Annotated in this window: 18 protein-coding genes; 12 read left to right on the top strand and 6 right to left on the bottom strand. The window is 70.3% G+C overall.

The features are described from left to right. Positions 1 to 36: 36 nt before the first annotated feature. The 5 genes from CP970_RS03250 to CP970_RS03230 form a co-directional block, all read right to left on the bottom strand. On the bottom strand, positions 37 to 1083 hold the full coding sequence (locus CP970_RS03250; protein ID WP_079043477.1) for an ABC transporter permease: 1047 nt from the start codon (positions 1081 to 1083) through the stop codon (positions 37 to 39). Continuing rightward, complete coding sequence (locus CP970_RS03245; RefSeq protein ID WP_055547064.1) at positions 1080 to 2048, bottom strand: ABC transporter permease; 969 nt, start codon at positions 2046 to 2048, stop codon at positions 1080 to 1082. Before CP970_RS03245 ends, CP970_RS03250 begins: the two co-directional genes overlap by 4 nt. After that, on the bottom strand, positions 2045 to 3550 hold the full coding sequence (locus tag CP970_RS03240) for a sugar ABC transporter ATP-binding protein (protein WP_055547062.1): 1506 nt from the start codon (positions 3548 to 3550) through the stop codon (positions 2045 to 2047). The genes CP970_RS03245 and CP970_RS03240 overlap by 4 nt, the downstream gene beginning before the upstream one ends. 1 nt (position 3551) lies before the next feature. Next, entirely contained in the window at positions 3552 to 4631 is a 1080-nt protein-coding gene (locus CP970_RS03235) for an ABC transporter substrate-binding protein (RefSeq protein ID WP_055547060.1), read from the bottom strand. 144 nt (positions 4632 to 4775) lie between these two features. Continuing rightward, on the bottom strand, positions 4776 to 5789 hold the full coding sequence (locus tag CP970_RS03230; RefSeq protein WP_055547058.1) for a LacI family DNA-binding transcriptional regulator: 1014 nt from the start codon (positions 5787 to 5789) through the stop codon (positions 4776 to 4778). A gap of 216 nt (positions 5790 to 6005) precedes the next feature. On the opposite strand from CP970_RS03230, the gene CP970_RS03225 reads away from it, so the two are divergent. The 8 genes from CP970_RS03225 to CP970_RS03195 all read left to right on the top strand — a co-directional run bounded on the left by CP970_RS03225 (position 6006) and on the right by CP970_RS03195 (position 20101). After that, positions 6006 to 8633 (top strand): glycoside hydrolase family 2, encoded by a 2628-nt coding sequence (locus CP970_RS03225; protein ID WP_055547056.1) that lies wholly within the window; start codon positions 6006 to 6008, stop codon positions 8631 to 8633. 161 nt (positions 8634 to 8794) lie between these two features. Further along, positions 8795 to 11137 carry a GH92 family glycosyl hydrolase gene (locus tag CP970_RS03220; protein ID WP_055547054.1) on the top strand — a complete coding sequence of 781 codons (2343 nt, stop codon included), beginning with the start codon at positions 8795 to 8797 and terminating at the stop codon, positions 11135 to 11137. A gap of 171 nt (positions 11138 to 11308) precedes the next feature. Then, entirely contained in the window at positions 11309 to 12679 is a 1371-nt protein-coding gene (locus CP970_RS03215; protein WP_055547052.1) for a wax ester/triacylglycerol synthase family O-acyltransferase, read from the top strand. A gap of 71 nt (positions 12680 to 12750) precedes the next feature. Then, positions 12751 to 14238, top strand: a complete 1488-nt coding sequence (locus CP970_RS03210) for an SDR family NAD(P)-dependent oxidoreductase (protein ID WP_107098925.1) — start codon at positions 12751 to 12753, stop codon at positions 14236 to 14238. Positions 14239 to 14712: 474 nt separating this feature from the next. Further along, positions 14713 to 14886, top strand: coding sequence for a hypothetical protein (locus CP970_RS44000; RefSeq protein ID WP_162933544.1), 174 nt, complete (start codon positions 14713 to 14715; stop codon positions 14884 to 14886). Between the two features lie 387 nt (positions 14887 to 15273). Further along, positions 15274 to 17214 (top strand): family 20 glycosylhydrolase, encoded by a 1941-nt coding sequence (locus tag CP970_RS03205; protein ID WP_055545079.1) that lies wholly within the window; start codon positions 15274 to 15276, stop codon positions 17212 to 17214. A gap of 38 nt (positions 17215 to 17252) precedes the next feature. Further along, a complete protein-coding gene (locus CP970_RS03200; RefSeq protein WP_055545078.1) occupies positions 17253 to 18833 on the top strand; it encodes an alpha-L-fucosidase in 1581 nt (526 codons plus the stop codon). A gap of 296 nt (positions 18834 to 19129) precedes the next feature. Further along, the gene (locus CP970_RS03195) at positions 19130 to 20101 is read left to right on the top strand and encodes a nitroreductase/quinone reductase family protein (RefSeq protein WP_055545077.1); all 972 of its coding nucleotides are present in this window, start codon (positions 19130 to 19132) and stop codon (positions 20099 to 20101) included. Here CP970_RS03195 and CP970_RS03190 read toward each other — a convergent pair. After that, positions 20098 to 21147, bottom strand: a complete 1050-nt coding sequence (locus CP970_RS03190) for a LacI family DNA-binding transcriptional regulator (RefSeq protein WP_169801204.1) — start codon at positions 21145 to 21147, stop codon at positions 20098 to 20100. The genes CP970_RS03195 and CP970_RS03190 overlap by 4 nt on opposite strands. Before the next feature lie 281 nt (positions 21148 to 21428). On the opposite strand from CP970_RS03190, the gene CP970_RS03185 reads away from it, so the two are divergent. From CP970_RS03185 to CP970_RS03170, 4 genes are all read left to right on the top strand, one after another. Then, complete coding sequence (locus CP970_RS03185; protein ID WP_055545076.1) at positions 21429 to 22724, top strand: ABC transporter substrate-binding protein; 1296 nt, start codon at positions 21429 to 21431, stop codon at positions 22722 to 22724. Between the two features lie 50 nt (positions 22725 to 22774). Further along, on the top strand, positions 22775 to 23752 hold the full coding sequence (locus CP970_RS03180) for a carbohydrate ABC transporter permease (RefSeq protein WP_079043294.1): 978 nt from the start codon (positions 22775 to 22777) through the stop codon (positions 23750 to 23752). A gap of 80 nt (positions 23753 to 23832) precedes the next feature. Next, positions 23833 to 24654, top strand: coding sequence for a carbohydrate ABC transporter permease (locus CP970_RS03175; protein WP_224059148.1), 822 nt, complete (start codon positions 23833 to 23835; stop codon positions 24652 to 24654). 55 nt (positions 24655 to 24709) lie between these two features. Beyond that, on the top strand, positions 24710 to 25966 hold the full coding sequence (locus tag CP970_RS03170; protein ID WP_055545074.1) for a glycoside hydrolase 5 family protein: 1257 nt from the start codon (positions 24710 to 24712) through the stop codon (positions 25964 to 25966). Positions 25967 to 25971 lie beyond the last annotated feature (5 nt).

Raw genomic sequence — 25971 nt, 5'->3', positions numbered from 1 at the left:
GAGGGCGAGGGCGGGAGCAGGGGGGGCGGCTCAGGATCAGAGCACCCGCCGCCTGCGGCCCAGCCACGTCTGTGCCATCACCACCACCGCCAGGAACGCGCCGCTGACCACCTGCTGGTACGCCGAGTCCAGCGAGCCGATCTGGTTGATCACGTTCTGGATCACCTTCAGGAGCAGCACCCCCACCAACGACCCGCTGATGAAGCCGAATCCGCCGGTGAGCAGCGTGCCGCCGATGACGACCGCGGAGATCGCCTCCAGCTCCATGCCGGAGCCGAGGATCGTCACCCCGGAGACCAGCCACGCCGCGTTGAGCGCGCCCGCGAGGCCCGCGCAGAGGCCCGACAGGGTGTAGACCGCGATCTTCGTACGGGCCACCGGCGCGCCCATCAGGGCCGCCGCGTCCTCGTTGCCGCCCACCGCGTACACGTACTGCCCGAAACGGCTGCGCCGCAGCGTCACCGCGCCCGCGACGAACAGGGCGAGGGTGATCCACACGGGTACGCCGATGCCGAGCGCCTCGCCCTGGCCGAGCTTCGCGAAGAACGAGTCCTTGTCCACCAGGTACGTCCGGGAACCCTCGTCCGTGACGGCGAGGAGAATGCCGCGCGCGCCCAGCATCGCCGCCAGCGTCACGATGAAGGGCGCGAGCCGGGAGCGGGCGATGAGCAGGCCGTTGACCAGGCCGATCAGGGCGCATACGGCGAGCGGGAGCAGGAGCGCCACGGCCGTTCCGTACTGGGACCCCCACGCGGCGAGGACCCCGCCGAGCGCGAACAGCGAGCCGACCGACAGGTCGATGCCACCGGTGATGATCACGAACGTCATGCCGAGCGCGACGACCGCGAGGAACGCGGACGACACCGCCATGTTGCCCAGGTTGTCGGTCGTCAGGAACGTGTCGAAGCTCAGTGACGCGGCGGACACCGCGACGATCAGCGTGACCAGCGCGCCGTGCTGCTGGGCCAGGGCGCTCAGGCGTTCGGCGCGGGCGGGGCCCGTGGCCTCGTCCTGCCAGGACGGTGCGGGCGCGGTGGCGGTGGGAGGCACGGCGTCCGTCGGGGTGTTCGTGGGCGTGGTCATCGCTTGACCCTTTCGCGGGCCGCGTAGACGGCGAGGATGATCACCACGGCCTGGGCGATCTGCGTCCACGACGGGGGCAGGTCGTGCTTGATGAGCGTGGCGGTGAGCAGTTGGATGAGGACCGCGCCCGCGACGGTGCCGCCGATGCGGACGCGGCCGCCGCTCAGCGGGGTGCCGCCGACGACGACCGCGGTGATCGCGGAGAGTTCCATCAGGGTGCCGAGCGAGGTCGGGTCGCTCGCGGTCAGACGTGCGGTGGCGAGGACGCCCGCGATGGCCGCGAGGGCGCCGGAGGCGACGTACACGAGGATCAGGACGCGGCGCACGGGGAGGCCGGCCAGGCGGGCCGCGGGGCGGCTGTCGCCGATCGCCAGGAGCTGGCGGCCGAAGGTGGTGCGGCGCACGACGAAGGCGACGAGGAGGGTCAGGGCCGTGGCGATCAGTACGAGGTAGGGGATGCCGAGGAGGTCGCCCGAGCCGAGGGCGGCCATGCCCGGGTCGTGGACGTCCTTGAGCTGGGGGAGAAGGACGAGGGCGATTCCTCGTCCCGCGACCATCAGGGCGAGGGTCGCGACGATGGGCTGCACGCCGATGAACGCGATGAGTGCGCCGTTCGCGACGCCCACGGCGGCGCCGCCCAGGACGGCGGCGGCCAGCGCCATCCAGATGCCGTAGCCGAGGTAGAGCGAGATGAGGGAGGTCGACAGTGCCATGACGGAGCCGACGGAGAGGTCGACGCCCTCGCTGCCGATGGCCAGGGCCATGCCGAGGGCGACGATCAGGACGGGGGCCACCTGGACCGCCTGGGTGCGGAAGTTCTCGGTGGAGAGGAAGTGCGGGGTGAAGAGGATGTTGACGATGAGGAGGGCGGCGACGCCCAAGTAGACTCCGTATTCCTGGAGTTGGCGGCGCAGGCGGTCTCGGTCCGTGGCCTTCGTGCGGGGCACTGCCAGGTCGGTCGTCATGCGGGCTCCGTCGTCGCTATGGCGCGCAGGAGGTTCTGCTCGGTGACCTCGGGGCCGGTCAGTTCCGCCACCGTCTCGCCGTCCTTGAGCACCACCACGCGGTCCGAACCCTCGATCAGCTCCTCGGTGTCCGAGGAGATCAGCAGGACGCCGAGGCCCTGCTCGGCCAACTCGTCGATGAGTGACTGGACTTCGGCCTTCGCGCCGATGTCGATGCCCCGGGTCGGCTCGTCCAGGAGGAGGACCTTGGGGTGCATCGCGAGCCAGCGGGCCAGCAGGACCTTCTGCTGGTTGCCGCCGGACAGTTCGCCGACCTTCTGGTGCGGGCTCGACGCCTTGATGCGCAGGCGTCTGATGAAGGTGTCGACCAGTTCGTCGATGCGCCTCTCGTCCACCAGGCCGAAGCGGGACAGGCGGGGGAGCGCGGCCAGGGCGATGTTCTCGCGGACGGAGAGGCCGGGGACGATGCCCTCGGCCTTGCGGTCCTCGGGGAGCAGGCTGATGCCCGCCCGGATGGCGGCGGGCGTGCTGCCGGTGCGGATGCGCTCGCCCGCGATCGTGACACGGCCGGAATCGGTCGGCAGGGCCCCGGCGATCGCCTTCGCCGTCTCGCTGCGGCCCGAGCCGAGCAGGCCGCCCAGGCCCACCACCTCCCCGGGACGGATCGTGACCGATACGTCGTGCAGATGGTGACTCACCGTCAAGTTCTCGGCCACGAGTACGGGTTCGGTCTCGGTGTCGTGGGTGCCCGTGAAGTTCGTCAGGCCTTCTTTCCGTACGGTTTCGATCTCCCTGCCCAGCATCAGTGCCACGAGCCGCAGCCGGTCGAGGTCGGCCAGGGCGCCGTTGTGCACCACCTTGCCGTCCCGCAGCACGGTGACGGTGTCGCATATCTCGTACAGCTCGTCCAGGCGGTGGCTCACGTAGATCACCGCTATGCCGCGTTCGCGCAGCGTGCGGATCACCCCGAAGAGGGTGCGCACCTCGCGTGGTTCCAGGGAGGACGTGGGCTCGTCCATCACCACGACGCGCGCGTCGACCGAGGCGGCGCGGGCCAGGGCCACCATCTGCTGGGCGCCCACGCCCAGTTCGCGCAGGGGGCGCCGGACGTCGACGGTGACGCCCAGGTCGCGCAGGGCCTCCTCGGCGTCGCGGTGCATGCGGCTGAAGTCGATCAGGCCGAGGCGGCCGCGCGGCTCGCGGCCCAGGAAGAGGTTGCGGGCCACGCTCATCAGGGGGACGAGGTTGACCTCCTGATAGATGGTGGAGATGCCCGCGTGCTGGGCGTCGAGCGGGGTCGTGAAGCGGGCGGGAGTGCCGTTGTACGTCAACTCGCCCGTGTCGGGGGCGTAGACGCCGGTCAGGACCTTGATCAGGGTGGACTTGCCCGCCCCGTTCTCGCCGATGAGGGCGTGCACCTCGCCCGCGCGTGCGGTGAAGTCGACCTCGTCCAGGGCGCGTACGCCGGGGAACGTCTTGGATACCGCCTTAGCTGACAGCATGTCAGTACGCCTTGGCGAGGTCCGACTTGGCGTTGTCCTTGGTGTACGCGCTGTCCTTGATGACGATGTCCTGGCCGACCTTCTTGCCTTGGGTGAAGTCGTCCAGGGTCTGGAAGGCGAGCGGGCCGAAGCGGGGGTTGGACTCGATGACGCCGTCGATCCAGCCGTCCACGATGCCGCGCACCGCGCCCTTGGTGCCGTCGATCGTCACGATCTTCACGTCGCCGGCCGTCTTGCCCGCGCCCTTGAGGGCGTTGACAGCGCCGAGGCCCATCTCGTCGTTCTCGGCGTAGATTCCGGTGATGTCAGGCTTCGACTGGATCAGCTGCTCGGTGACCTGCTGGCCCTTCTCGCGGGCGAACTCGCCGGTCTGCTTGAAGACGACCTTCAGGTCGGGTGCCTTCTCCTTGATGCGGTCCTCGAAGCCCTTGGTGCGCTCGGTGGTGACGTTGTTGCCCGCCGCGCCGAGGAGGATCGCGATCTTGCCCTTGCCGCCCGTGGTCCTGATCATCTGGTCGGCCGCCCGCTTGCCCTGTTCGACGAAGTCGGAGCCGATGAACGAGACGTAGTCCTTGCAGGCGGTCGCGTTGATCTTGCGGTCGATGGTGACGATCGGGATGTGCTTGGCGCCCGCCGCACGCAGCACGGGCTCCCAGCCGTCGGAGTTCAGCGGCGCGATGACCAGCAGGTCCGCGCCCTTGGCGATGAGGTCCTGGACGTCGCTGATCTGCTTGGAGAACTGTGACTGGGCGTTGGCCGTGAGGAGTTCGACGCCGCGCTTGTCGGCCTCGGCCTTGAGGGAGGCCGTCTCGGCGATGCGGAACGGGTTGGCTTCCTTCTCGGACTGCGAGAAGCCCACGGTCGCGTCCTTGAGATCGAGTTTCTTGCCGCCGTAGGCGCCTATCGCGCAGGTCTTGCCGCCCTGCTCCGAGACGGCCTGGCCCGCGTCACCGCCCGCGGCGCTCTTGTCGTCGGATGCGTCGTCCTCCGACTTGGCGCACCCGGCGGTGAGGGCGAGGCTCGCGGCGAGGCCGACGGCGAGCAGGGTCCTGGCTGAGGTACGGAGGATGATCGGCTTCATGGAGTCCCCAAAAACGGCACGGCCCCGGCACTGAGAGCGCTCACGGCAGGATCGGCACTTGCGGTCAACTCGCGGTACGGGGAGCTTTTTACATCGTTGAAAGTGGGCTGTAAACCCTCCGCGCAGCGGCCGCGGCGTCCGCGCTCAGCGGCGTCCGAGCGTGCTCTCGCGCTCCACCAGGCGGAATTCCGCGGTGATTTCGCGTCCGCCGGGTTCGGCGGGGGTGGCCAGACTGCGCAGCAGCGACTCGACCGCGAGCCGCGCGATGGCCCGCTTGTCCGGCGCGACCGTGGTGAGCGTGACCGCCCCGAACTGCCCCTCGGCGATGTCGTCGAAGCCCACCACCGCGACGTCCCACGGCACCCGAAGACCCCGCTCGTGCAGCACCCGCATCGCGCCGATCGCCACCAGGTCGTTGTACGCGAACACGGCGTCGGGCCGCACCCCCGCGTCCAGCATCCGCGCCATGGCCTTGGCGCCGTCCCACCGGTCCCAGCCGCCGACCGGGCCCACCAGGCTCTCGGGCGCCGCGATCCCGGCGGCCGTCAACTCCTCGCGCCAGCCCGCGAGGCGCAGGTGGGCGGGGCGGTTCGCGGAGTCCGTGCGGGCGCCGAGGAAGGCGATGCTGGTGCGGCCGCGGCCGATGAGGTGGCGCACCGCTGTGCGGGCCGCCGCGACGTTGTCGATCGCGATGTGGTCGTAGGGCTGGTCGTACTCGCGCTCGCCGAGCAGCACGAGCGGCACGTCGTCCTCGCGGCCCCGCAGGTCCTCCGACTCCAGCTCCAGCGGGCTCAGGATCAGGCCGTCGATGACCCGGGTGCGAAACCCCTGGCTGACCAGGACCTCCTGCTCACGGTCGCCGCGGGTGTGGTCGAGCAGTACGGTGAACTCGTGCTCGGCGGCCGCGTCGATGACGGCGCCCGCGAGTTCGGCGAAGTAGGGGTTGCCCAGTTCGGGGACGGCGAGCGCGATGATGCCCGTACGCCCTTTGCGCAGATGCCTCGCCGTCAGGTTCGGCCGGTAGCCGAGCTCGTCGATGGCCTCCTGCACGCGGGCCCGCATCGCCGGGGTGACGTGCTGATACTTGTTCACCACGTTCGAGACGGTCTTGATCGAGACGCCCGCGCGCTCCGCGACGTCCTTGAGGCTAACCCGCACTGGATCTCCCTGCGTCCGTGAACCACCCGGCAGAGCGGGGCGGTTGCCGTGACCCTGGACAGCACGCCGGAGCCGTGCTGTCATGCCAACTGCCGTTCCTTCCAACGTTGTACAGATTCGTTGTACCGACTGTGACGGCGAGCCGCCACCCTTCCCCGGTACGAGCCGCCGCGCTTCCCGAAACGAGCCGCCACCCTTCCTCGACAAGGAGGATCCGTGCGCCTACGACGTCCCAGAAGACGCCCGAGAATCAGCCCACGACTGGCACTGCTGCTCACCCTGGCCCTCGCCCTCGCGGGCCTGACCGCCGTGCCCGCGGCGACCGCGGCCCCCGAAACCCCCGACGTACGCGGCCTGAAGGGCGAGTACTACACCCAGTCCGCCCCCGGGGCCTTCGACTTCCACGAGCTCAAGGCCACCGGCTTCGACCCGAACATCGACTTCGACAACCTGGAGCCGCGCCTGTCCTTCGCCACCGGCAAGGCCGACGACGCCACCGTCCGCTGGACCGGCAAGGTCGTCCCGGAGAAGTCCGGCGCCCACACCTTTTCGATCACCGGTGACAACGGCTTCCGCCTCTGGGTCGACGGGAAGCTCGCCATCGACCACTGGGTCGACGACTGGGACAAGGAACAGACCTCCGCACCCGTCCAGTTGACCGCGGGCACGGCCTACGACATCAAGGTCGAGTACTTCGAGCACTACGGAGGATCCAACCTCCACCTGCGCTGGACCGAACCCGGCGGAGCGAAGAAGGCCGTGCCGCAGTCCGCGTTCCGGCTCCCCGACGGCTATGACTATGACGGCGCCACCGCCGCCACGGTCGGCAAGGACGGCCGCACCCTCAAGCTCGACTTCGCCCAGCGGATCGCCCCGCCCCCGGCCGGACTCGCCTCGCACATCGAGGCCGCCATCGGCGGCGCCAAGTGGCCGCTCGGCGAGGTCAAGGCGGATCCGGACGACCCGCGGGCGCTCCTGGTCGGGCTCAAGGAACCCGTCGTCGGCAACAAGCAGGGCACCGCGCGCGGCACCGCCGACCTGCGCTACGACGGCAAGGGCGGACTCGCGGGCGAGGACGGCGAATCCGTCGCCGCGTTCTGGAGCAGCGGCCCGAACCGGTCGACGCACGAACTGCGCACGAAGTGGGGCGACGACGTCACGCCCGGCAACGCCCACCGCGAGTACCCCCGCCCGCAGTTGAAGCGCGACACCTGGCAGAACCTCAACGGAACCTGGCAGTTCGCGGGCGCGGAGAAGGGCGAGCAGCCCCCGGTGGGCAAGCAGTTGAAGGAGAAGATCCTCGTTCCGTACCCCGTGGAGTCGCAGCTCTCCGGGATCCAGCGGCACGAGGATCGCATGTGGTACCGCCGTACCTTCACCGTCCCCGCCGACTGGCAGATCGGCAAGGGCAAGCGGCTCAGGCTGAACTTCGGCGCCGTCGACTGGCAGTCCGAGGTGTACGTCAACGGCGAGAAGGTCACCGAACACCGGGGCGGCTACGACAAGTTCAGCGCCGACGTCACCGACGCGCTGAAGCCGGGACGCACCCAGGAGCTCATCGTCGGCGTCCAGGACCCGACCGACTCGGCGGACGGCGCGAACCCGCCCGTCGGCAAGCAGCGCCTGGACCCCAGTGGCATCTGGTACACGCCCTCATCCGGCATCTGGCAGACGGTGTGGATGGAGCCGGTCGCCGCCGACCACGTCGACTCGCTGAAGCTCACGCCGGACGTAGAACGCGGCCAACTGGCATTGGAGACCAGGGGAGTTCGGGACGGCGTTCCCGTCACGGCGATCGCGTACGAGGGCGGCAAGAAGGTCGCAGAGGTGCGCGGCAGGACCGGCGACCCGCTCACCCTGAAGATCAGCAAGCCGCGCCTGTGGTCACCGAGCGACCCGTTCCTCTACGACCTGAAGGTGAGCGTCGGCCGCGACCGCGTGCGGAGCTACTTCGGGATGCGCTCGATCTCCGTGGAGAAGGTGAACGGCACCCCGCGCACCTTGCTCAACGGCAAGCCCGTCTTCATGATGGCCACGCTCGACCAGGGCTTCTGGCCCGACGGACTGCACACCGCGCCGAGCGACGAGGCCCTCGCGTACGACCTGAAGATGCACAAGGAGATGGGCTTCAACTCCGTGCGCAAACACATCAAGGTCGAGCCCGACCGCTGGTTCTACTGGGCGGACAAGCTGGGCCTGCTGGTGTGGCAGGACATGCCGTCCATGCGCTCCGACCGCAATCCGAGCACGGCGGCCCGTGCCCAGTACGAGCACGAGATGAAGCGGCTGATCGACGAGCACGCCAGTCATCCCTCGATCATCATGTGGGTCACCTTCAACGAGGGCTGGGGGCAGTACGACGTGGGGCGCATCGCCTCGCAGGCCAAGTCCTGGGACCCGACGCGCCTGGTGAACAACATGTCGGGGCTCAATCTCGGGGCCGACGGCGGCACCGGCGACATCATGGACGAGCACGGCTATCCGAGCCCCGCGCTGCCACCGCACCCCGACGGTGAACGGGCCCTGGTGAGCGGCGAGTACGGCGGACTCGGACTCGCGGTGCCCGGCCACGCCTGGTCGGTGCAGCAGAGTTACGTCGACGTGGATCCGGCCGCCTACACGGACGGCTACATCGCCAAGCTCGACGAGCTGCGCAAGCTCGCCTGCAAGGGCGACAACGGCGCGGTCTACACCCAGATCACGGACGTGGAAGGCGAGTTGAACGGTCTGCTCACCTACGACCGCAGGGTCGTCAAGCCCGATGTGAAGCGGCTGAAAGCGGCGCACGAAGCGCTGATCCGCGACGCGTCGCAGGCCACGGTGCCGGGCTGCGCGAGTTCCTGAGGGTGACGTCCCCGGTCTGCCCGTGCGGCGGACCGGGGGCTTTCCTCCGTACGGCGCACGACCCTTGACGGGCGCGCGCAGACGACCCAAGAATGATCGCGAAGCGTGCTCTGACAACGTTGTCTAATGGTTTCCGTAGCTTCAAGGAGGCGTTCCCACGCATGAGATGGACCCCACGACTGCGCGGCGCGGGAACGGTGGCGCTGACGGCCGCGCTCCTCGGCGGCGCCCTCGCGATCCCGTCGGCCGAGGCGGACACCCCGCGCTCCGGCCGCCTCACCGACCTGGTCAACCCGTTCATCGGCACCGAGAACGAGGGCAACACCTATCCCGGTGCCGCCGTGCCCTTCGGCATGGTGCAGTTCTCGCCCGACACCGGGCACAACACCGGCTACGACCACTCCGACACCCACATCCGGGGCTTCTCCACGGTGCACCTCTCCGGGGTGGGCTGCGGGCTCGGCGGTGATCTGCCGGTGCTGCCCACGACCGGCGACGTGACGGAGACCGACTACGCCAAGTACGCAGCCGAGTTCAGCCACGACGACGAGAGCGCGAGCCCGGGGCGGTATCAGGTCGGCCTCAAGGGCGGCATCGACGCCGAGCTGACCGCGACGAAGCGCACCGGCGTGCAGCGCTACACCTTCCCCGCCACCGACAAGGCCAACGTCCTGCTGAACGCGGGCCAGTCGCTGCACAAGACGGTGCAGACCAAGGTCGAGATCCTCGACAGCCGCACGGTGCGCACCGCCATCACCGGCAGCGGCTTCTGCCAGGACACCAAGCCGTACACGCTGTACACGATCACCCGCTTCGACCGGCCCTTCAAGACCTCCGGAACCTGGCGGGGTTCCACCGTCACGGAGGGCTCGAAGGAGTCGTCGGCGGGCGACGAGCGCAACGGCGCCTACGTCCGCTTCGACACCACGAAGGACCGCACCGTCGAGGCGACGACCGCGCTCTCCTACGTCGACGCCAAGGGCGCGGCGCTCAACCTCCGTGCCGAGGGCGGGCGTTCGTACGACAGGGTGACGAAGGCGGCACGGGACGCGTGGGAGGACCGGCTCGGCGACGTACGGGCCAAGGGCGGCAGCGAGACGGTGCGCCGCACCTTCTACTCGTCCCTGTACCGCTCGTTCCTCGCGCCGAACATCGGCAGCGACGTCGACGGCAGGTACACGGGCTGGGACCAGAAGACCCATCGCGCCAAGGGCTTCACGTACTACCAGAACTGGTCCCTGTGGGACACCTACCGCACCCAGGCACAGCTGCTCGCCCTGCTCGCGCCGCGCGAGTCCCGCGACATGGCGCTCTCCGTCCTGAAGATCGACGAGGAGAGCGGCTGGCTGCCCAAGTGGGGCTACGGCACGGTCGAGACGAACATCATGACCGGTGACCCGGTCACACCGTTCCTCACCAACGCCTACCAGCAGGGCCTGCTCAAGGGGCACGAGGAGGAGGCGTACCGGGCGCTGAGGAAGAACGCCGACGGCGTGCCGCCCGCCGCGTCGGCGCCGGTCGGGCGCGAGGCCAACAAGGAGTACCTGGCCGAGGGTTTCGCGCCGTACATCAAGGGCCGCCCGCACGCCAAGCCCGGTGACTCCGACTACGACCACGGCGCCTCCGCGACGCTGGAGTACGCCCTCTCCGACGCGATGCTCGGCGAGATGGCGCGCGACCTCGGGCACGCGGGTGACGCGAAGCGGTACCTGGACCGGGCGCAGAACTACCGCGCGATCTTTGACGGTTCGACGGGATTCTTCCGTGCGCGCGATGCCGCGGGGGCCTTCACCGGGCCCGCCGACCCGGCCAAGAGCGAGGGCTTCCACGAGGGCACGTCCTGGCAGTACCAGTGGCTGGTGCCGCAGGACCTGCCCGGCATGGTCGGCCTGATCGGCGGAAAGAAGGCGGCGGGCGAACGGCTCGACTCCTTCTTCGCCTACGAGCAGCTCCTGAAGGACCCGGCGAAGACGGCCCGCGAGGTGTGGGTCAACGGTCCCTACGACTACTACAACGCCGACAAATACAACCCGCAGAACGAGCCCGACCTGATCGCCCCCTACACCTACCTCTCGACGGGCCAGCCCTGGAAGACGACGGACGTGGTGCACGCCGCGCTCACCCTCTTCACGGACGCCCCGACCGGCATGACCGGCAACGACGACCTCGGCACGATGTCCGCGTGGAACGTGCTGTCCTCGATCGGCGTCTTCCCGGTCCAGCCGGGCACCGACACCTGGGGTCTTTCGACGCCCGTCTTCGAGCGCGTGGACATTCGGCTCGACCGGCGCTACTACCCGCGTGGCGCGCTGACGGTGAAGGCGCCGGGCACGTCCGACACCCAGCGGTACATCCAGTCGGCGCGCACCGACGGGGCCGCCCTGGACAAGACCTATCTGACCACCGACGACATCCGCGACACCCGCGAGCTCTCCTTCACGGTGGGGGAGCGGCCGTCGGACTGGGGCACGTCACCGGCCGCCGCGCCCCCGGCCCTGAGGTAACCGTTCACTTTTGCACCACATGAGCCACACGAGGCCCGCCTCTCTCGGAGGGGCGGGCCTTAATCTGTTATTAACTCAGCGTAGCTTGATCGTACTTGACTGTAATTGCCCGGCGGCGTTGACTGCGTGCTTGCCATCCCCCGCATCGACCCCCGACGCGAGAGCGATCCATTGACCACATCGCCTGCTGAGACCGCTGACCTGCTCGCACCTCTCGATCTGGCCTTCTGGAACATAGAGACCGCCGAACATCCCATGCACCTCGGGGCCCTCGGAGTCTTCGAGGCCGACGCGCCCGACGCGGCGGAGCGCGCCGCGGGACTCCTCGCGGCGCGCGCGGAGGGCGTGCCCGGCCTTCGCATGCGCATACGTTCCGTATGGCTGCCCTTCGGCGGCGCCACCCGCGCCCCGGTCTGCGGCTTCGACCCGTTCGACCACGTACGGATCACCGCCCCCGCGAGCGACTTCCACGCCGTCGCGGGCGAGCTGATGCAGCGCCCGCTGGACCGCGACAAACCGCCGTGGGAGGCACATGTGCTGCCGGGCGCCGACGGCACGTCCTTCGGGGTGCTCTTCAAGTTCCACCACGCGCTCGCCGACGGGCTGCGCGCGCTGACACTCGGCGCGGCCCTCCTCGACCCCGTCGACCTGCCCGTGTCCCGGCCCAGACGCCCGGCGCCCGTCGCCCCGCGGCGGCCCCTGCCGGACCCGCGCAGGCTGCCCGGGCTCCTGCGCGACACCGTCACGGAGGTCGGCCAGGCCCTCGGCATCGGCACCTCGGTGGCCCGCGCGACCCTGGGCGTGCGCTCGTCGGCTTCCCTCACGTCGGCCGCCACCGGCACCCGCCGCACCGCGGGCGTCGTCCTCGACCTGGACGACGTCCACCAGGTGCGCAAGGCGGTGGGCGGCACCGTCAACGACGTACTGATCGCGGTGGTGGCCGGGGCCCTGCGCCGCTGGCTCGACGAGCGCGGCGACTGCAGCGAGGGCGTCGAACCGCGCGCCCTGGTTCCCGTCTCGCGGCGCCGCCCGCGCACCGCCCAGCCGCCCGGCAACCGGCTCTCCGGCTACCTGGTGCGCCTCCCGGTCAGCGACGAGGACCCCCTGGTGCGGCTGCGCAGCGTGCGCACCGCCATGGACCGCAACAAGGACGCGGGGCCCGAGCGCGGCGCGGGCGCCGTCGCGCTGCTCGCCGAGCACGTGCACCCGCTCGGACACCGGATCGGCGGCCCCGTGGTGGCCCAGGCCGCCCGGCTGCTCTTCGACATCCTCGTCACCAGCGTTCCGCTGCCCGGCATCGGTCTGCGCCTGGGCGGCTGCCCGCTCGCCGAGGTCTACCCCTTCGCGCCGCTCGCCAGGGGCCAGTCGCTCGCCGTCGCCGTGTCCACCTACCGGGGCCGGGTGCACTACGGCCTGGTCGCCGACGCCGCCGCCGTCCCCGACCTGGACCTGCTCGCGGACAGTGTGCGCAGGGAGATCGACGACCTCGTGGCGCTGTGCGCGAAGGACGCGGGTTTGGAGACCGGGCCCCGCGCTACGTAAAGTTGCGCTTTTGGAGCTTCCGCGGACGACCCGACGCACCGCGGCACGGAATGACACGAGGACGAGCGGCGATGACGGTGACAGACGAAAGCCAGGAGGGGCCTGTCGTGTACGGGCCCGGCATCGACCCGGACCGCCTCGCCGTCTGCCTCGCCGTGCTCGACGAGCTCGACAAGCTCGACATCGACCACCCGGACGCGATCGCCGTGCGCCGGGCCACGGCCGGGATCTACCGCACGGTGAAGCAGCGCCGCCGCCAGGAGCGCCGCGCCGCCAAGACCGCCCACGACAAGGCGGTCACCGAGTCCACCGCGACGGGCTCCGCGCAGCGCATCGACGACGAGACCGAGGGCCTGCTGCCCTCCTCGCAGACCGAGGAGGGCAGGATCGCCGGGATACTCCAGCGCCCGCGCTCCTGCTACACCTGCAAGACCAGGTACGTGGAAGTCGACTACTTCTACCACCAGCTCTGTCCGGACTGCGCCCTCCTGAACCGGACCAAGCGCGAGGCCCGCGCCGACCTCACCGGCAAGCGCGCCCTGCTCACCGGCGGCCGCGCCAAGATCGGCATGTACATCGCGCTGCGCCTGCTCCGCGACGGCGCCCACACGACCATCACCACGCGGTTCCCCAAGGACGCCATCCGCCGCTTCAAGGCGATGGACGACTCGGCGGACTGGCTGCACCGCCTGGAGGTCGTCGGCATCGACCTGCGCGACCCCGCGCAGTCCGTCGCCCTCGCCGAGCGGCTCGCCGCGGCGGGCCCCCTCGACATCCTGATCAACAACGCCACGCAGACCGTGCGCAGGCTGCCCTCCGCGTACGCCGCCCTCGTCGACGGCGAGAGCGCGCCGCTGCCCGCAGGTGAGCTGCCCGCCCACTCCGTGATCGGCGCCTTCAACTCCGGCGCGGTGGACGGCCTGGCCGCGCTGCCCGTCGGCACCAGCGGCCTGGACGCCCAGCAGGTCGCCGACCTCGCGCTCGTCGCGGGCAACGCCAGCGTCGCCCGGCACCTGGACGGCACCGCCATCGACGCGGGCGGCCTGGTCCCTGACGTCGTCGACAGCAACACCTGGGTGCAGACCATCGAGCAGATCTCCCCCGTGGAGCTCCTCGAAACGCAGCTGTGCAACTACACCTCGCCGTTCATCCTGATCAGCGCGCTGCGCCAGGCGATGGCCGACGCCGCGAAGAAGGCGTCGAGCGGCCGCGCCTACGTCGTCAACGTCTCGGCGATGGAGGGCGTCTTCGGCCGCGGCTACAAGGGCGCGGGCCACCCGAACACGAACGCCGCGAAGGCCGCGATGAACATGGTCACGCGGACCAGCGCCCAGGAGATGTTCCAGACCGACGGCATCCTGATGACCTCCGTCGACACCGGCTGGATCACCGACGAGCGCCCGCACTACGACAAGCTGCGCCTGGCCGAGGAAGGCTTCCACGCCCCCCTCGACCTGATCGACGGCGCGGCCCGCGTCTACGACCCGGTGGTGTGCGGCGAGGCGGGCGAGGACCTGTACGGCGTCTTCATGAAGGACTACGCGCCCGGCAAGTGGTAGACCGCGCGGGGTGGCGGCCGCCACCCCTCAGCTGACGCGCGCCGAAGGGCCGCCCCGCTCGCCGGGGCGGCCCTTTTCGCGCCAGTCGTACGTGATGCGACGGTCTCCGCCTGCGCGCTCCGGGCCCGTCACGGGCGGTGTCCCTGGGGCTGTCCGACGGCCGCGGGGGCGGGGGTCCGGGGGGTCATCGGACCCCGGGCGCGACGCGGGCCCCTGGCGTCCGTCGGGACCCGGTGGCCGCAGGTGTCCGGGGAGGCGCCATTGTCCGGAATCTGTCCAACCTTTGGGCCCCATCGAGCGTGGCCGCGCTCATTTGGTTAACCTGGGGCGAACGGGCCGCCACGAGGGATCCACGAACATCCCTCGGCGACCCCGGGACAGGCCGGCGACCACGGCCGCGGTCCCGCCTCGAACGGGCGCCACCGCGACCGAACTGCCCTTGTCCTTCCGTTACGCGACACAAAGGAGTGCGCGGTGACACCAGATCTGACGAAGCAGGAAAAGCGACCGGCGGAACGCGGCGGCGAGCGGGCCGGTCGGCCCCACAAGCTCCGCAACCTCGAGGCATGGGCCAAGGCGGCCCCGATCCGCCTCGCGGGCTACGAGGACGACCTCGCCGAGCCGCACATCCTGCCCGGCATCGACTGATCCGACCCCGGACCAGCCGATCCGGCAGAAGCCCCGGTCAGCCTTGACCGATCCGCTTCGCCACGTGCCCCCGCCCCCTCGGGCGGGGGCACGGGTGTCTCAGGCCGCCCCCCACCCCGGTGTCCCCGGGTGCGGACGGCCGTCCCCTCCACAGTCGTCCGCACCGCTCACGGCGGCGGGCCGAGCGTCATCGGCACGCGCTCGGCCCGCCAAGTGATCCACGACGCGGAAACTACAAGAGGCGGGGTGAGTTGACCATTGCGCGGGGCGGATCTCCGCCACTCAGGCCCTGATGCGCATTCATCCGATGGCTCATCGAAAATGTCCAAGACCCGGGCGGAGACAGTGCATTGACACCTCTCCGGGGTACTTGAATCATCGGATGTCATGACGGAACTGCGCTCGTTCTCCGGGCATCGGCGACGCCGATGGTCCCGTGTTGTCGGAGTAGCCGCCAGCCTGCTGCTGCTCGCGGCGCCGGTCCCTGCGGCCGGAGCTGCCGGAGCCGCCGGAGCCGCTGGAGCCGCCGGTGCTTCCGGAGCTGTCGGCGCGGATCCGCCCCGGGCGCCGCGTACCGTGCCCGCCCTGGCGAACTGGACGCCCGCCGAGGGCAGTTACCACTTCGGCTCGGGCGCCAGGATCGTCGCGCGTGATCCCGTCTCGCGGCGCGTCGCCGACACGCTCGCCGACGATCTCGACGCGGCGGGCAAGGACACCGTGCGCGTCACCGGGCGCGCGACCGTGCGGGCCGGGGACATCGTCATCGATGTCGACCCGGCGCGGCGGTCGCTCGGTGGCGAGGGGTACGAGCTTCGTGCGGGGCGGAGCCTGGAGATCACCGGGGCCGGTGAGGCCGGGGCCTTCTACGGGACCCGGACGCTGCTCCAACTCCTCTCCCGGAGCGCCGACGTGCCCGCCGGACGCACGGTCGACGTCCCGCGCTACAAGGAGCGCGGCGTCGGCGTCTGCGCCTGCTACATCAACATCTCCCTGCCCTGGCTGGAGAACCTGGTGCGCGACATGGCGTACCGGAAACAGAACCAGCTGCTCCTCGAACTCAAGGTGAAGAGCGCCAGGCATCCCGAGGCCAACTCCTGGGGCTACTACACCAGGAGCGAGATGCGTCGCCTCGTCGCGCTCGGCGAGAAGTACCACGTCACGATCGTTCCGGAGATCAACTCGCCCGGACACATGGACCCTTGGCTGGAGAAGCGGCCCGATCTCCAGCTCACCGACTCCGACGGCACCCCGCAGCCCTCGCGTCTCGACGTCACCAAGGACGCGGCCTTCGACTACTACACGAGCCTCATCGACGAGTACGCCGAGGTCTTCCCCGCCACCTCCTGGCACATGGGCGCCGACGAGTACATGCTCGGCTCCGACTTCGCCAAGTACCCGCAGATCGAGGCGTACGCGAAGAAGAAGTACGGCGCGCGGGCCACCCCGCAGGACGCGTTCATCGACTTCGTGAACCGCGTGCACGCCTACGCGGCAGCCAAGGGCAAGCGGCTGCGCATCTGGAACGACGGTCTCACCGGCGACAACACCGTCCCCGTGGCGCCCGGCACGACCGTCGAGCACTGGCTCGACGTCCGCACCAAGCCCAGCGGCCTCATCGCGCGGGGCCACCCGGTGATGAACGCCGCCTACTCCCTCTATCTCGTACGCGGCGGCTTCCACACCAACACGCGCAAGCTGTACGACGAGCGCTGGGATCCGCGCGTCTTCGAGGGCGAGCGGCTCGCCACAGGCAAGGGCGTGACCGGCGCGAAGATCAGCCTTTGGCCCGACAACGGACGCGGCGAGACCGAGAACGAGGTGGCCACCGCCATGGCGCCGCCCCTCGCCCACATCGCGCAGGTCACCTGGGGCGATCCGCACCCCGACGCGACGTACGACGCGTTCACCGAGCGTGCCGAGTCGGTGGGGCACGCGCCCGGTTGGCGTGATCTGACGAAGGTGTCCGTGGCCGACGGGGCGTACACCCTGCGCGACACCGAGGGGCGTGCCGAGCCGGTCGACGTCGAGGTGAAGCGCACCGCCGACGGGTACGTCACGCTGCGCTCCACCGCGAGCGGCAGGTGCCTGGAGACCCGCAGCGGCAAGCTCACGCTCAACGTGCCCCTCCAGCCGGGCACCGCCATCACCGAAGAGACCTGCGATCCGGCGAACACGCTGCAGCGCTGGCGGCTCGACAAGGCGGCGGGTGGCTACCGGCTCACCAACGCCGTCACGCGCATGGCCGCACACGTGGCGGACGGGGGGCGGCTCCATCAGTACCCGAAGGATCAACTCCCGCCTGCCGTATGGACCTTGACCGCCCCCTGACTCGACTGCCCCCTGATTCGAGGGAGACCCACACCCCCATGACCGTCAGCAGACGTCTCTTCATGGCCGCCGCCGTCAGTACCGCCGTCGCCGCGTCCAGCGCCTCGATCCCCGTGGCCGCCGCTGCCGCCGCCACCCGCCCCGGCGGCGCCGAACCGCCCTACCGCATCCCCATCGGTCCCGGCGACTCGCCCGAGTCCGTCGTCGCCAAGGCGTCCCGAGTCCGGCCCACCGCACGGCAGATCGCCTGGCAGAAGCTGGAGCAGACCGCGTTCCTGCACTTCGGCGTCAACACCTTCACCGGGCTCGAATGGGGGACGGGCGACGAGGACCCGAACGTCTTCCAGCCGTCGGGCCTGGACACCGACCAGTGGGCGCGCGCCCTGCGCGACGGCGGCTTCAAGCTCGCGATCCTCACGGTCAAGCACCACGACGGCTTCGTCCTCTACCAGACCCGCTACACCAAACACGGTGTGGCGAGCAGCAGTTGGCGGGGCGGCAAGGGCGACGTCCTCAAGTCGTTCGCCGATTCGCTGCGCCGGTACGGCATCAAGGTCGGCGTCTACATCTCGCCCGCCGACGAGAACCAGTACCTCGACGGCGTCTACGCCAACGGCAGCGAGCGCTCGGCGCGCACCATCCCCACCCTGACACCCGAGGACGACCGGGCGGGCGACGCTCCGCGCACCTTCACGCTCGACGCCACCGACTACGGCGCCCACATGCTCAACCAGCTCTACGAAGTGCTCACCGAGTACGGGCCCGTCGACGAGGTCTGGTTCGACGGGGCGCAGGGCCGCATCCCGCCGGACAAGGTGGAGACGTACGACTGGGACAGCTGGTACACGCTGATCCGCGCGCTCGCCCCGAACGCCACGATGGCGGTGCGCGGGCCCGACGTGCGCTGGGTCGGCAACGAGGGCGGTCTCGCGCGTGAGAACGAGTGGAGCGTCGTCCCCGTCAAGGACTCCGGGAACGGCAGCATCGACTACGCCCTCAAGTACGACGCCCCCGACCAGGGCAGCCGCGAGGCGCTCGCCGAGTCGCGGTCCGTCGCCCAGTACGTGCAGTGGTGGCCCGCCGAGTGCGATGTGTCCATCCGGCCCGGCTGGTTCTACCACGAGGACGAACAGCCCAAGACCGTCGAGCAGTTGACGGACATCTGGTTCCGCTCGGTCGGACGAAACTCCGTACTGCTGCTCAACATCCCGCCGGACAAGCGGGGACTCCTTCCGGACGCGGACGTGACCCGGCTGCGTGAGTTCCGCGAGCGGATCCGCAAGGAGCTGCCCAACGACCTCGCGGACGGCGCGCGCACCCGGCACGACCGCACGGCGGGCACCGTCACCGTCGACCTGGGCCGGGCCCGCGAGGTCGACAGGATCAGGCTCGCCGAGGACATCCGGCACGGGCAGCAGCTGGAGCACGCGGTGGTCGAGGCACGTGTGGGCGACACCTGGCAGACGGTGGCCGAGGTGGACACGGTGGGCGCGAGCCGGGTGCTCACGCTCACCACCCCGGTGACGGCGCGGCGCTGGCGGCTGCGGGTGACGCGGTCGCGGCGCGCGGTGCGGATCGCGCGGTTCGGTCTGTACCGGTCGGAGGTGCTCGACGGGTAGGTGCCGGAGAAGGCCCGCGTTGACATGCGGGGGAGTGGGTGTCTGTAATGGTGCTCGTGCCGCGTGGCGCCGACCACAGAGCAGTGGGCAGGTCGGCGATCGGGCGAGCACCTTCACTCAAGGACGACGCCGATGACCACGTCGTGAGTTCTCACCCCCGGGCCACCGCCTGACCCGTGCGCCTTCGCACGCCGTCACCCGTGGCCCGCGACTCCCCTCATCCACACCGCTGTCGACGCGTGCCAGCGTGCCGTCGGCGCGGGCCCGAACATCCCGTACGGAGTTCTGACACCGTCATGCCCACATCCTTCAACCAGTCCGTCATCGACGAGTTCCGCGCCCAGGGCGGCACGGTCGGCGGCCCCTTCGAGGGCGGCGACCTCCTCCTGCTCACCACCACGGGCGCCAGGTCGGGCAAGGAACACACCACACCGCTCGGGTTCATCCGCGACGGCGGCCTGCTCCTGGTCGTCGGGTCGAACCTCGGCGCGCCCCGGCACCCCGACTGGTACCACAACGTCCTCGCCCGCCCCACGGTGCGCGTGGAGCTCGGCACCGAGGAGTTCCAGGCGATCGCCGTCCCCGCCGAGGGGGAACGCCGCGACCGGCTCTTCGAGCGGGTGGTCGCCGCCGACCCCGGATACGGCGACTACCAGGAGCGGACCAGCAGGATCCTGCCGGTCGTCGTCCTGGAACGCCCCGCGCACGAGGCCGACATCCCCGAAGAGGCCGACAACTTCGCGGACAAGATGCTGCAGGTGCACCTGTGGCTGCGCGGTCAGCTGCGGCACGTGCGGGCCGAGACCGACGCGCACTTCGCGGCGCTCGCCGCGCACACGGGCCCGGGGGCACCGCCCGCGCCGGGACTCGGGCTCCAGATCCGACAGCACTGCCTGGCGTTCTGCGACGCGCTGGAGTTCCACCACACCAGCGAGGACGCGCATCTCTTCCCGACCATGGCGGGGTACCACCCGGAGCTGCGCGACACCTTCGACCGGCTCGCCGGGGAACACCGCACCGTCGCCCGTATCCAGGGCGAGCTCGCGGCGCTCCTCGCGGACATCGACGGCGCGGACCCCGACCGCTTCCGTACCGAACTGGAGCGCATGTCCGATGGGTTGACGACACACCTCGACTACGAGGAGGAGGAACTGCTGCCGATCCTCGCAGCGCTCCCGTGGCCTCCGGGAGGGCCGGGCCCCGAAGGGGCGCGGGCAACTGCGCGACCAGCCACGCCGCAGCCGCAGCCGCAGCGGAACGACGCTTAGCCCCGCACCGGCCCCGTACTCTCCCGCTCGATGAGCCGCGGCAGCGGCACCTGCACCGTCGCCGCGGGCCCGTCGTCGAGCAGGGCGAGCAGCTCCCTGGCCGCGGACCTGCCGAAGGCGACCGTGTCCCGGGAGAGGGCGGTCAGCCACGGGTGCACCATGCGGCACAGCGCCGAGTCCTCCCAGGCGACGACCGAGAGGTCGTCGGGGACCGCGAAGCCCAGGGAGGTCGCCGCGGCGACACCGGCCACGGCCATCACGTCGTTGTCGTAGACCAGGGCCGTCGGCGGCTCGGCGGCCTCCAGGACGCGCCGGGTCGCCGCGGCGCCCTCCGCGTCGGAGTAGTCCGTCGTCACCGAACGCACCCCGGACAGGCCGCGGCCCGCCGCCTCGGCGCGCAGGGTGCGGATGCGCCGCTCGGTGTGCGCGAGGCCTTCGAGACCCGCGATGTGCACGATGCGGCGGTGGCCGAGCGCGTGCAGATGGCCGACGACAGACGCCATCGCGCCCGCGTCGTCCGCCCACACCGTCGAAAGCCCCGGATGCCCCGCCTCCGGATCGGGCACGCCACCCGTCACGACCGCGGGCAGGCCCAACTCGTCCAGGAGCGCGGGCCGCGGGTCGTCGGTGCGCGGATCCACCACGAGCACCCCGTCGACCCGGTGCTCGGCCCACCAGTGCCGGTAGACCGCGCACTCGGCGGCCACGTCCTCCACGACCTGGAAGAGGAGCCCCAAGTGCCGCTCCGCGAGCACCTCCTGGACGCCCGAGATCAGCTGCAGGAAGAACGAGTCGACGCCCAGCGTCGCCGCGGGGCGCGCCACCACCAGGCCCACCGTCGCCGAGCCCTCGCCGGACAGGGCGCGCGCCGCCGTGCTGGGCCGCCAGCCCAGCTGTTCGGCGACCCGGCGCACCCGGTCACGGGTGAGGTCGGAGACGCCAGGACGGTCGTTGAGCGCGAAGGAGACCGCGCTCTCGGAGACCCCGGCGCGGCGCGCGATGTCCTTCATGGTCGGCCTGCGCGCCGGTGACCGCTTGCCTTGCACTCGCTGCCCCTTTCCTGACGGTCGAGTACTAATGCGCTTGAGCGGTCCGACCCTAAAGCGCATTAGTGCTTCACCGCAAGAGTCTCAACACACCCTTCTGACCTGGCCAGTTACCGAGTGGTTCGGGAGGATCCCGGATATCCGACCACCGATCGTCCGACGGAATCCATTGACAATTCTCCACCGTGGGATGCAAGGTCTGCCTCGGCGAGGATTGCCCGGCTCGGACGGCCGCAGTCACCGCCGTCTCACGCTGGGCCGAGCAAAGGAGCCGTTTCACCGTGCGTATCTCCCGCATCCCCCGCAGAGCGGTCGCCGCAGGCGCCGTCCTCGCCGTCCTGTTGCCCCTGAGCGCCTGTGGCGACGGGGACGAGGGCGGTTCCACGGACGCGTCGGGCAAGATCGAAGGCAAGATCACCTTCCAGACCTGGAACCTGAAGGCGAACTTCAAGCCCTACTTCGAGGGCCTCGTCGACGAGTTCGAGAAGAAGTACCCCGGCACCGAGGTCCACTGGGTCGACCAGCCCGGCGAGGGCTACGCGGACAAGATCAGCGCCGACGCCGCGGGGGGCACGCTGCCCGACGTCGTGAACGTCTCGCCCGACTTGGTCGCCCCGCTCGCCAAGGCGGGCATCGCCATGGACCTCGACAAGGCCGCGGGGAAGTACGAGAAGGAGTACCTGCCCGGCGCCTGGAAGAGCCACCAGATACCCGGCACCGAGGGCACCTACGCCTTCCCCTGGTACCTGAACACCGGGCCGCTCTTCTACAACAAGCGCCTCTTCAAGGACGCGGGCCTGGACGCGGACAAGCCCCCGACGACGTACGACCAGCTCTTCGAGGACGCCCTGGAGCTCTCGAAGAAGAGCGACGGCAAGGTCGCCACGCTCGCCAACGCCCCCACCATCGAGGACTTCGGCCGCTACGGCGTACCGCTGATGGACAAGGAAGGCACCGGCTTCTCCTTCAACGACGCCAAGGGCGTCGAACTCCTCACCAAGTACAAGAAGTTGTACGACGCCAAGGCGCTCGACGGGCAGGCGCTGACCGCGACGCCCGAGTCGACGGGCAAGAAGTTCCTCACCGAGGCCGTCGCCATGAACCCCGGCAGCGCGCTCGACCTGGAGAAGTTCAAGAAGGACGCGCCGACGCTCTACAAGAACATCGGCATCACGCCGCAGATCAGCAGCACCGGCAAGGACAACATGTACGTGATGGGCCTGATGGTGAACGCCCGCACCAAGCAGACCCCGGCCGCCGTCGCCTTCGCGCACTTCGTCACGGACGCCCAGCACCAGATGGAGTTCGCCAAGAAGGTCGCGATCTTCCCCAGCACCAAGGGCTCCCTGGACGACCCGTACTTCACCAAGCAGGACGGCAAGGAGGACACGCGGGTCCGCGTCGCCGCCGCCAAGTCCATCAAGACCGCGGTGAACTACACGCCCGTGCTCTTCAGCGAGCAGATGAAGGTCGAGCTCCGCAACGCCGTCGCCCGCGCGCTGCAGGGCAAGGAGAGCCCCAAGGAAGCGCTCGACAACGCTGTCAAGAACTGTGACCGGCTGCTGAAGCAGAGCTGAGCCGCGGGCGCCGTGCCGAGCCACCAGGGAATGACCAGGGAACGCCAGCCATGAAGAGTCCCACCGCCGCCAAGGCGACATCGTCCGACATCAGTACCGCGGGCCCCGCCCTCAAAGAGCTGCCCGACGGCACCCGCCGCGGCGCGCGGGGTGCTCGGGTCCGGCGTCAACTGCCCACGAGCCCCTGGCTGTTCGCCGCCCCCGGGCTCGTCATCGTCGCCGTATTCATCCTCTATCCGTTCATCAGCACGCTGAACAACGCCTTCACCGACAAGCGGACGCTGATCCCCGGCGAGTACGTGGGCTTCGCCAACTTCTCGGAGCTGCTGCACGACGACATGTTCTGGATCGGCCTGCGCAACAGCACGCTGTACGTCCTCGTGGTCGTCCCCGCGCTCGTACTGCTGCCCCTGCTGCTCGCGATGCTCGTCCAGAAGCACATCCCCGGCATCACCTTCTTCCGGTCCGCCTTCTACACCCCGGTGGTCGCCTCCATCGTGGTCGTCGGCCTGATCTGGGTGTGGATGCTCGACGAACGCGGCCTGGTCAACGCCGTGCTCGAGGCCGTGGGCGTCGGGAAGGTCGGCTTCCTCAGCGACCAGTGGCTGCTCCTGTTCAGCGCCATGGCCGTCACGGTCTGGAAGGGCCTCGGCTACTACATGATCATTTATCTCGCGGCGCTCGCCAACGTGCCGCGCGAGCTCCACGAGGCGGCCGCGGTCGACGGCGCCGGAGCGTTCCGCCGCTTCATCACCGTCACCGTGCCCGCCGTGCGCTCCACCATGGTCCTGGTCGGCGCGCTCTCCTCGGTCGCCGCCTTCAAGGTGTTCTCCGAGGTCTACCTGATGGCGGGCCCCGCCGGCGGCCCCGCGGGCGAGGACACCACGCTCGTGATGCTGGTGCAGCGCGTCGGCACCGGCCTGACCGGACGGGTCGGCTACGCGTCGGCCATCTCGGTCGTCGTCTTCGTCGTCACCGTCGCACTGATGCTGCTCGTGCTGCGGGCGGACCGGAAGGAGGACGCGTGAGCGCCACCGAGACCACCGAGAACACGGCGGACAGCAAGCCCCGACGCCGACCGCGCGTCACCGACGAGAACGGCCGCCGGATGCCGGTGTGGGAGATCGTCCTGCGCTACGGACTGCTGCTCGCCGTCCTCGCGCTGATGATCGGGCCCTTCCTGTGGCAGCTGTCCACGTCCCTGAAGGGCCCGCACGAGAACATCTTCAGCTCCCCGCCGAAGTTCCTGCCCTCCGACCCGACCTTCCACAACTACGAGCGGGTCGCCGACACCATCCCCGTGTGGGACTACGCGTTCAACTCCCTGAAGGTGGCCGCCGCCAACGTCGTCACCAACTGCGTGGGCGCCACCCTGGCGGGCTACGCCCTGGCGCGGCTCCGCTACCGCGGCCGCAAGGCGGCCACGATCGTCTTCATCCTGGCCATGCTGGTGCCCGTCGAGGGCATCATCATCGCCCAGTTCACCACCATGCGTGAGCTCGGCCTCAACAACACCCTCATCGGTGTGCTGCTGCCCGGCTGCGTCTCCGCGCTCAACGTCCTGCTGATGCGCAACGCCTTCCTCAACGTGCCCTACGAGATCGAGGAAGCCGCGTTCGTGGACGGCGCGAACGTGTGGCAGCGGTTCCTGCGCATCGCGCTGCCCGCGGTCAAGGGCACCCTCGCGGTCGTCGCGATCTTCGCCTTCATGGGCGCCTGGGACGACTTCCTGTGGCCCCTGATCGTGCTCAGCGACCCGGACCGCTTCACGCTGACCATCGGCCTGAACTACCTGCACGGCACCTTCGCCAACGACGAACGGCTCGTCGCCGCGGGCACGGTCATCGCCGTGCTCCCGCTGATCGTCCTGTTCGCCTGCCTCCAGCGGTACTTCTTCCGCGGCGTCGGCGAGGGCGCGGTCAAGGGCTGAGTCCCGCCCCCACGGCCGACCGCGCCCCCTCAATTCCCCAGAACCAGGATCCGCCTTGCTCTCCTCCGCACCGCCTTCGGGCACGCCGCGCTTCGGCGCCAACTACACCCCCAGCCAAGGGTGGTTCCACCACTGGCTCGACTTCGACATCGACGCCGTACGGACCGATCTCGACGCCATCGCCGCGCTCGGCCTCGACCACATCCGGGTCTTCCCGATCTGGCCGTACTTCCAGCCCAACCGCACCCTGATCCGCCCCCGCGCCGTCGAGCAGCTGGTCGCCCTCGCCGACGCCGCCGCCGAACGCGGCCTCGACGTCAACGTGGACGGCCTCCAGGGGCACCTGTCCAGCTTCGACTTCCTGCCCGCGTGGACCCAGACCTGGCACCGGCGGAACATCTTCAGCGACCCCGACGTGGTGTCGGGGCAGGCCGAGTACCTGCGTACGCTCGCCGCGGCCCTCGCCGACCGGCCGAACTTCATCGGCATGACCATCGGCAACGAGATCAACCAGTTCTCGGCGGGCCCGCACCCCGACCCCGACCGCATCACCGAGGAGCAGGCGGAGAGCTGGCTGCGCACCGTACTCGCCGCGTGTGAGCAGGGCGCTCCCGGCAAGCTGCACCTGCACGCCGAGTACGACGCGGCCTGGTACCAGGACGACCAGCCCTTCACCCCGGCGCAGGCCGCGCGGCTCGGCGCGGTCACCGCCGTGCACTCGTGGGTGTTCAACGGCACGGCGCAGCGGCACGGCCGCACCGGCGTGGCCACCCGCGCCCACGCCGCGTACATGATCGAGCTCTCCAAGGCGTGGGCGGACGACCCCCGGCGCCCCGTCTGGCTCCAGGAGGTCGGGGCGCCCGCGCCGCTGATCCCCGCCGAGCACGCGGCCGAGTTCACCGAGTCGACGATCGAGGCGGCACTCGACTGCCAGGACGTGTGGGGTGTGACGTGGTGGTGCTCCCACGACGTCTCGCGTGACCTCGCGGACTTCCCGGAACTGGAGTACAGCCTAGGTCTGTTGACCAACGCCGGTGCGGTGAAGCCCGCGGGGGCGGCGATCGCGCGCGTCGTCGAGGAGCGGCGGGGGCGGTCGTACGAGCCCGCGCCACGGACGACCGCGGTGGTCGTGGACGACGCGATGTCGCGACGCTCCGAGTGTGCCCCCGGAGGGGTGGTCTTCGAGGCGTTCGCCCGCCTTGTGGCGGACGGGGTCCGGCCGACGGCCGTCCTGGCGAGCCGGGCCGCTGACGCGGAGCAGCTCGCTGCGCGGGGCATCGGCGAAGTGGTGCTGCCGGGGGACGTCGGGTAGGCGCC

Origin of the sequence: Streptomyces kanamyceticus, from assembly GCF_008704495.1 — a bacterium.
Classification (GTDB): domain Bacteria; phylum Actinomycetota; class Actinomycetes; order Streptomycetales; family Streptomycetaceae; genus Streptomyces; species Streptomyces kanamyceticus.
The sequence above is the reverse complement of the archived record's forward strand: the minus strand, read 5'-3'. Positions and strand labels throughout refer to the sequence as shown.

What these genes read in the sequence shown, in the direction of transcription:
- CP970_RS03250 (WP_079043477.1), bottom strand. Translation starts at nt 1,083, where the DNA reads ATGACCACGCCCACGAACACCCCGACGGACGCCGTGCCTCCCACCGCC.
- CP970_RS03245 (WP_055547064.1), bottom strand. Translation starts at nt 2,048, where the DNA reads ATGACGACCGACCTGGCAGTGCCCCGCACGAAGGCCACGGACCGAGAC.
- CP970_RS03240 (WP_055547062.1), bottom strand. Translation starts at nt 3,550, where the DNA reads ATGCTGTCAGCTAAGGCGGTATCCAAGACGTTCCCCGGCGTACGCGCC.
- CP970_RS03235 (WP_055547060.1), bottom strand. Translation starts at nt 4,631, where the DNA reads ATGAAGCCGATCATCCTCCGTACCTCAGCCAGGACCCTGCTCGCCGTC.
- CP970_RS03220 (WP_055547054.1), top strand. Translation starts at nt 8,795, where the DNA reads ATGAGATGGACCCCACGACTGCGCGGCGCGGGAACGGTGGCGCTGACG.
- CP970_RS03210 (WP_107098925.1), top strand. Translation starts at nt 12,751, where the DNA reads ATGACGGTGACAGACGAAAGCCAGGAGGGGCCTGTCGTGTACGGGCCC.
- CP970_RS03205 (WP_055545079.1), top strand. Translation starts at nt 15,274, where the DNA reads ATGACGGAACTGCGCTCGTTCTCCGGGCATCGGCGACGCCGATGGTCC.
- CP970_RS03200 (WP_055545078.1), top strand. Translation starts at nt 17,253, where the DNA reads ATGACCGTCAGCAGACGTCTCTTCATGGCCGCCGCCGTCAGTACCGCC.
- CP970_RS03195 (WP_055545077.1), top strand. Translation starts at nt 19,130, where the DNA reads ATGCCCACATCCTTCAACCAGTCCGTCATCGACGAGTTCCGCGCCCAG.
- CP970_RS03180 (WP_079043294.1), top strand. Translation starts at nt 22,775, where the DNA reads ATGAAGAGTCCCACCGCCGCCAAGGCGACATCGTCCGACATCAGTACC.
- CP970_RS03175 (WP_224059148.1), top strand. Translation starts at nt 23,833, where the DNA reads ATGCCGGTGTGGGAGATCGTCCTGCGCTACGGACTGCTGCTCGCCGTC.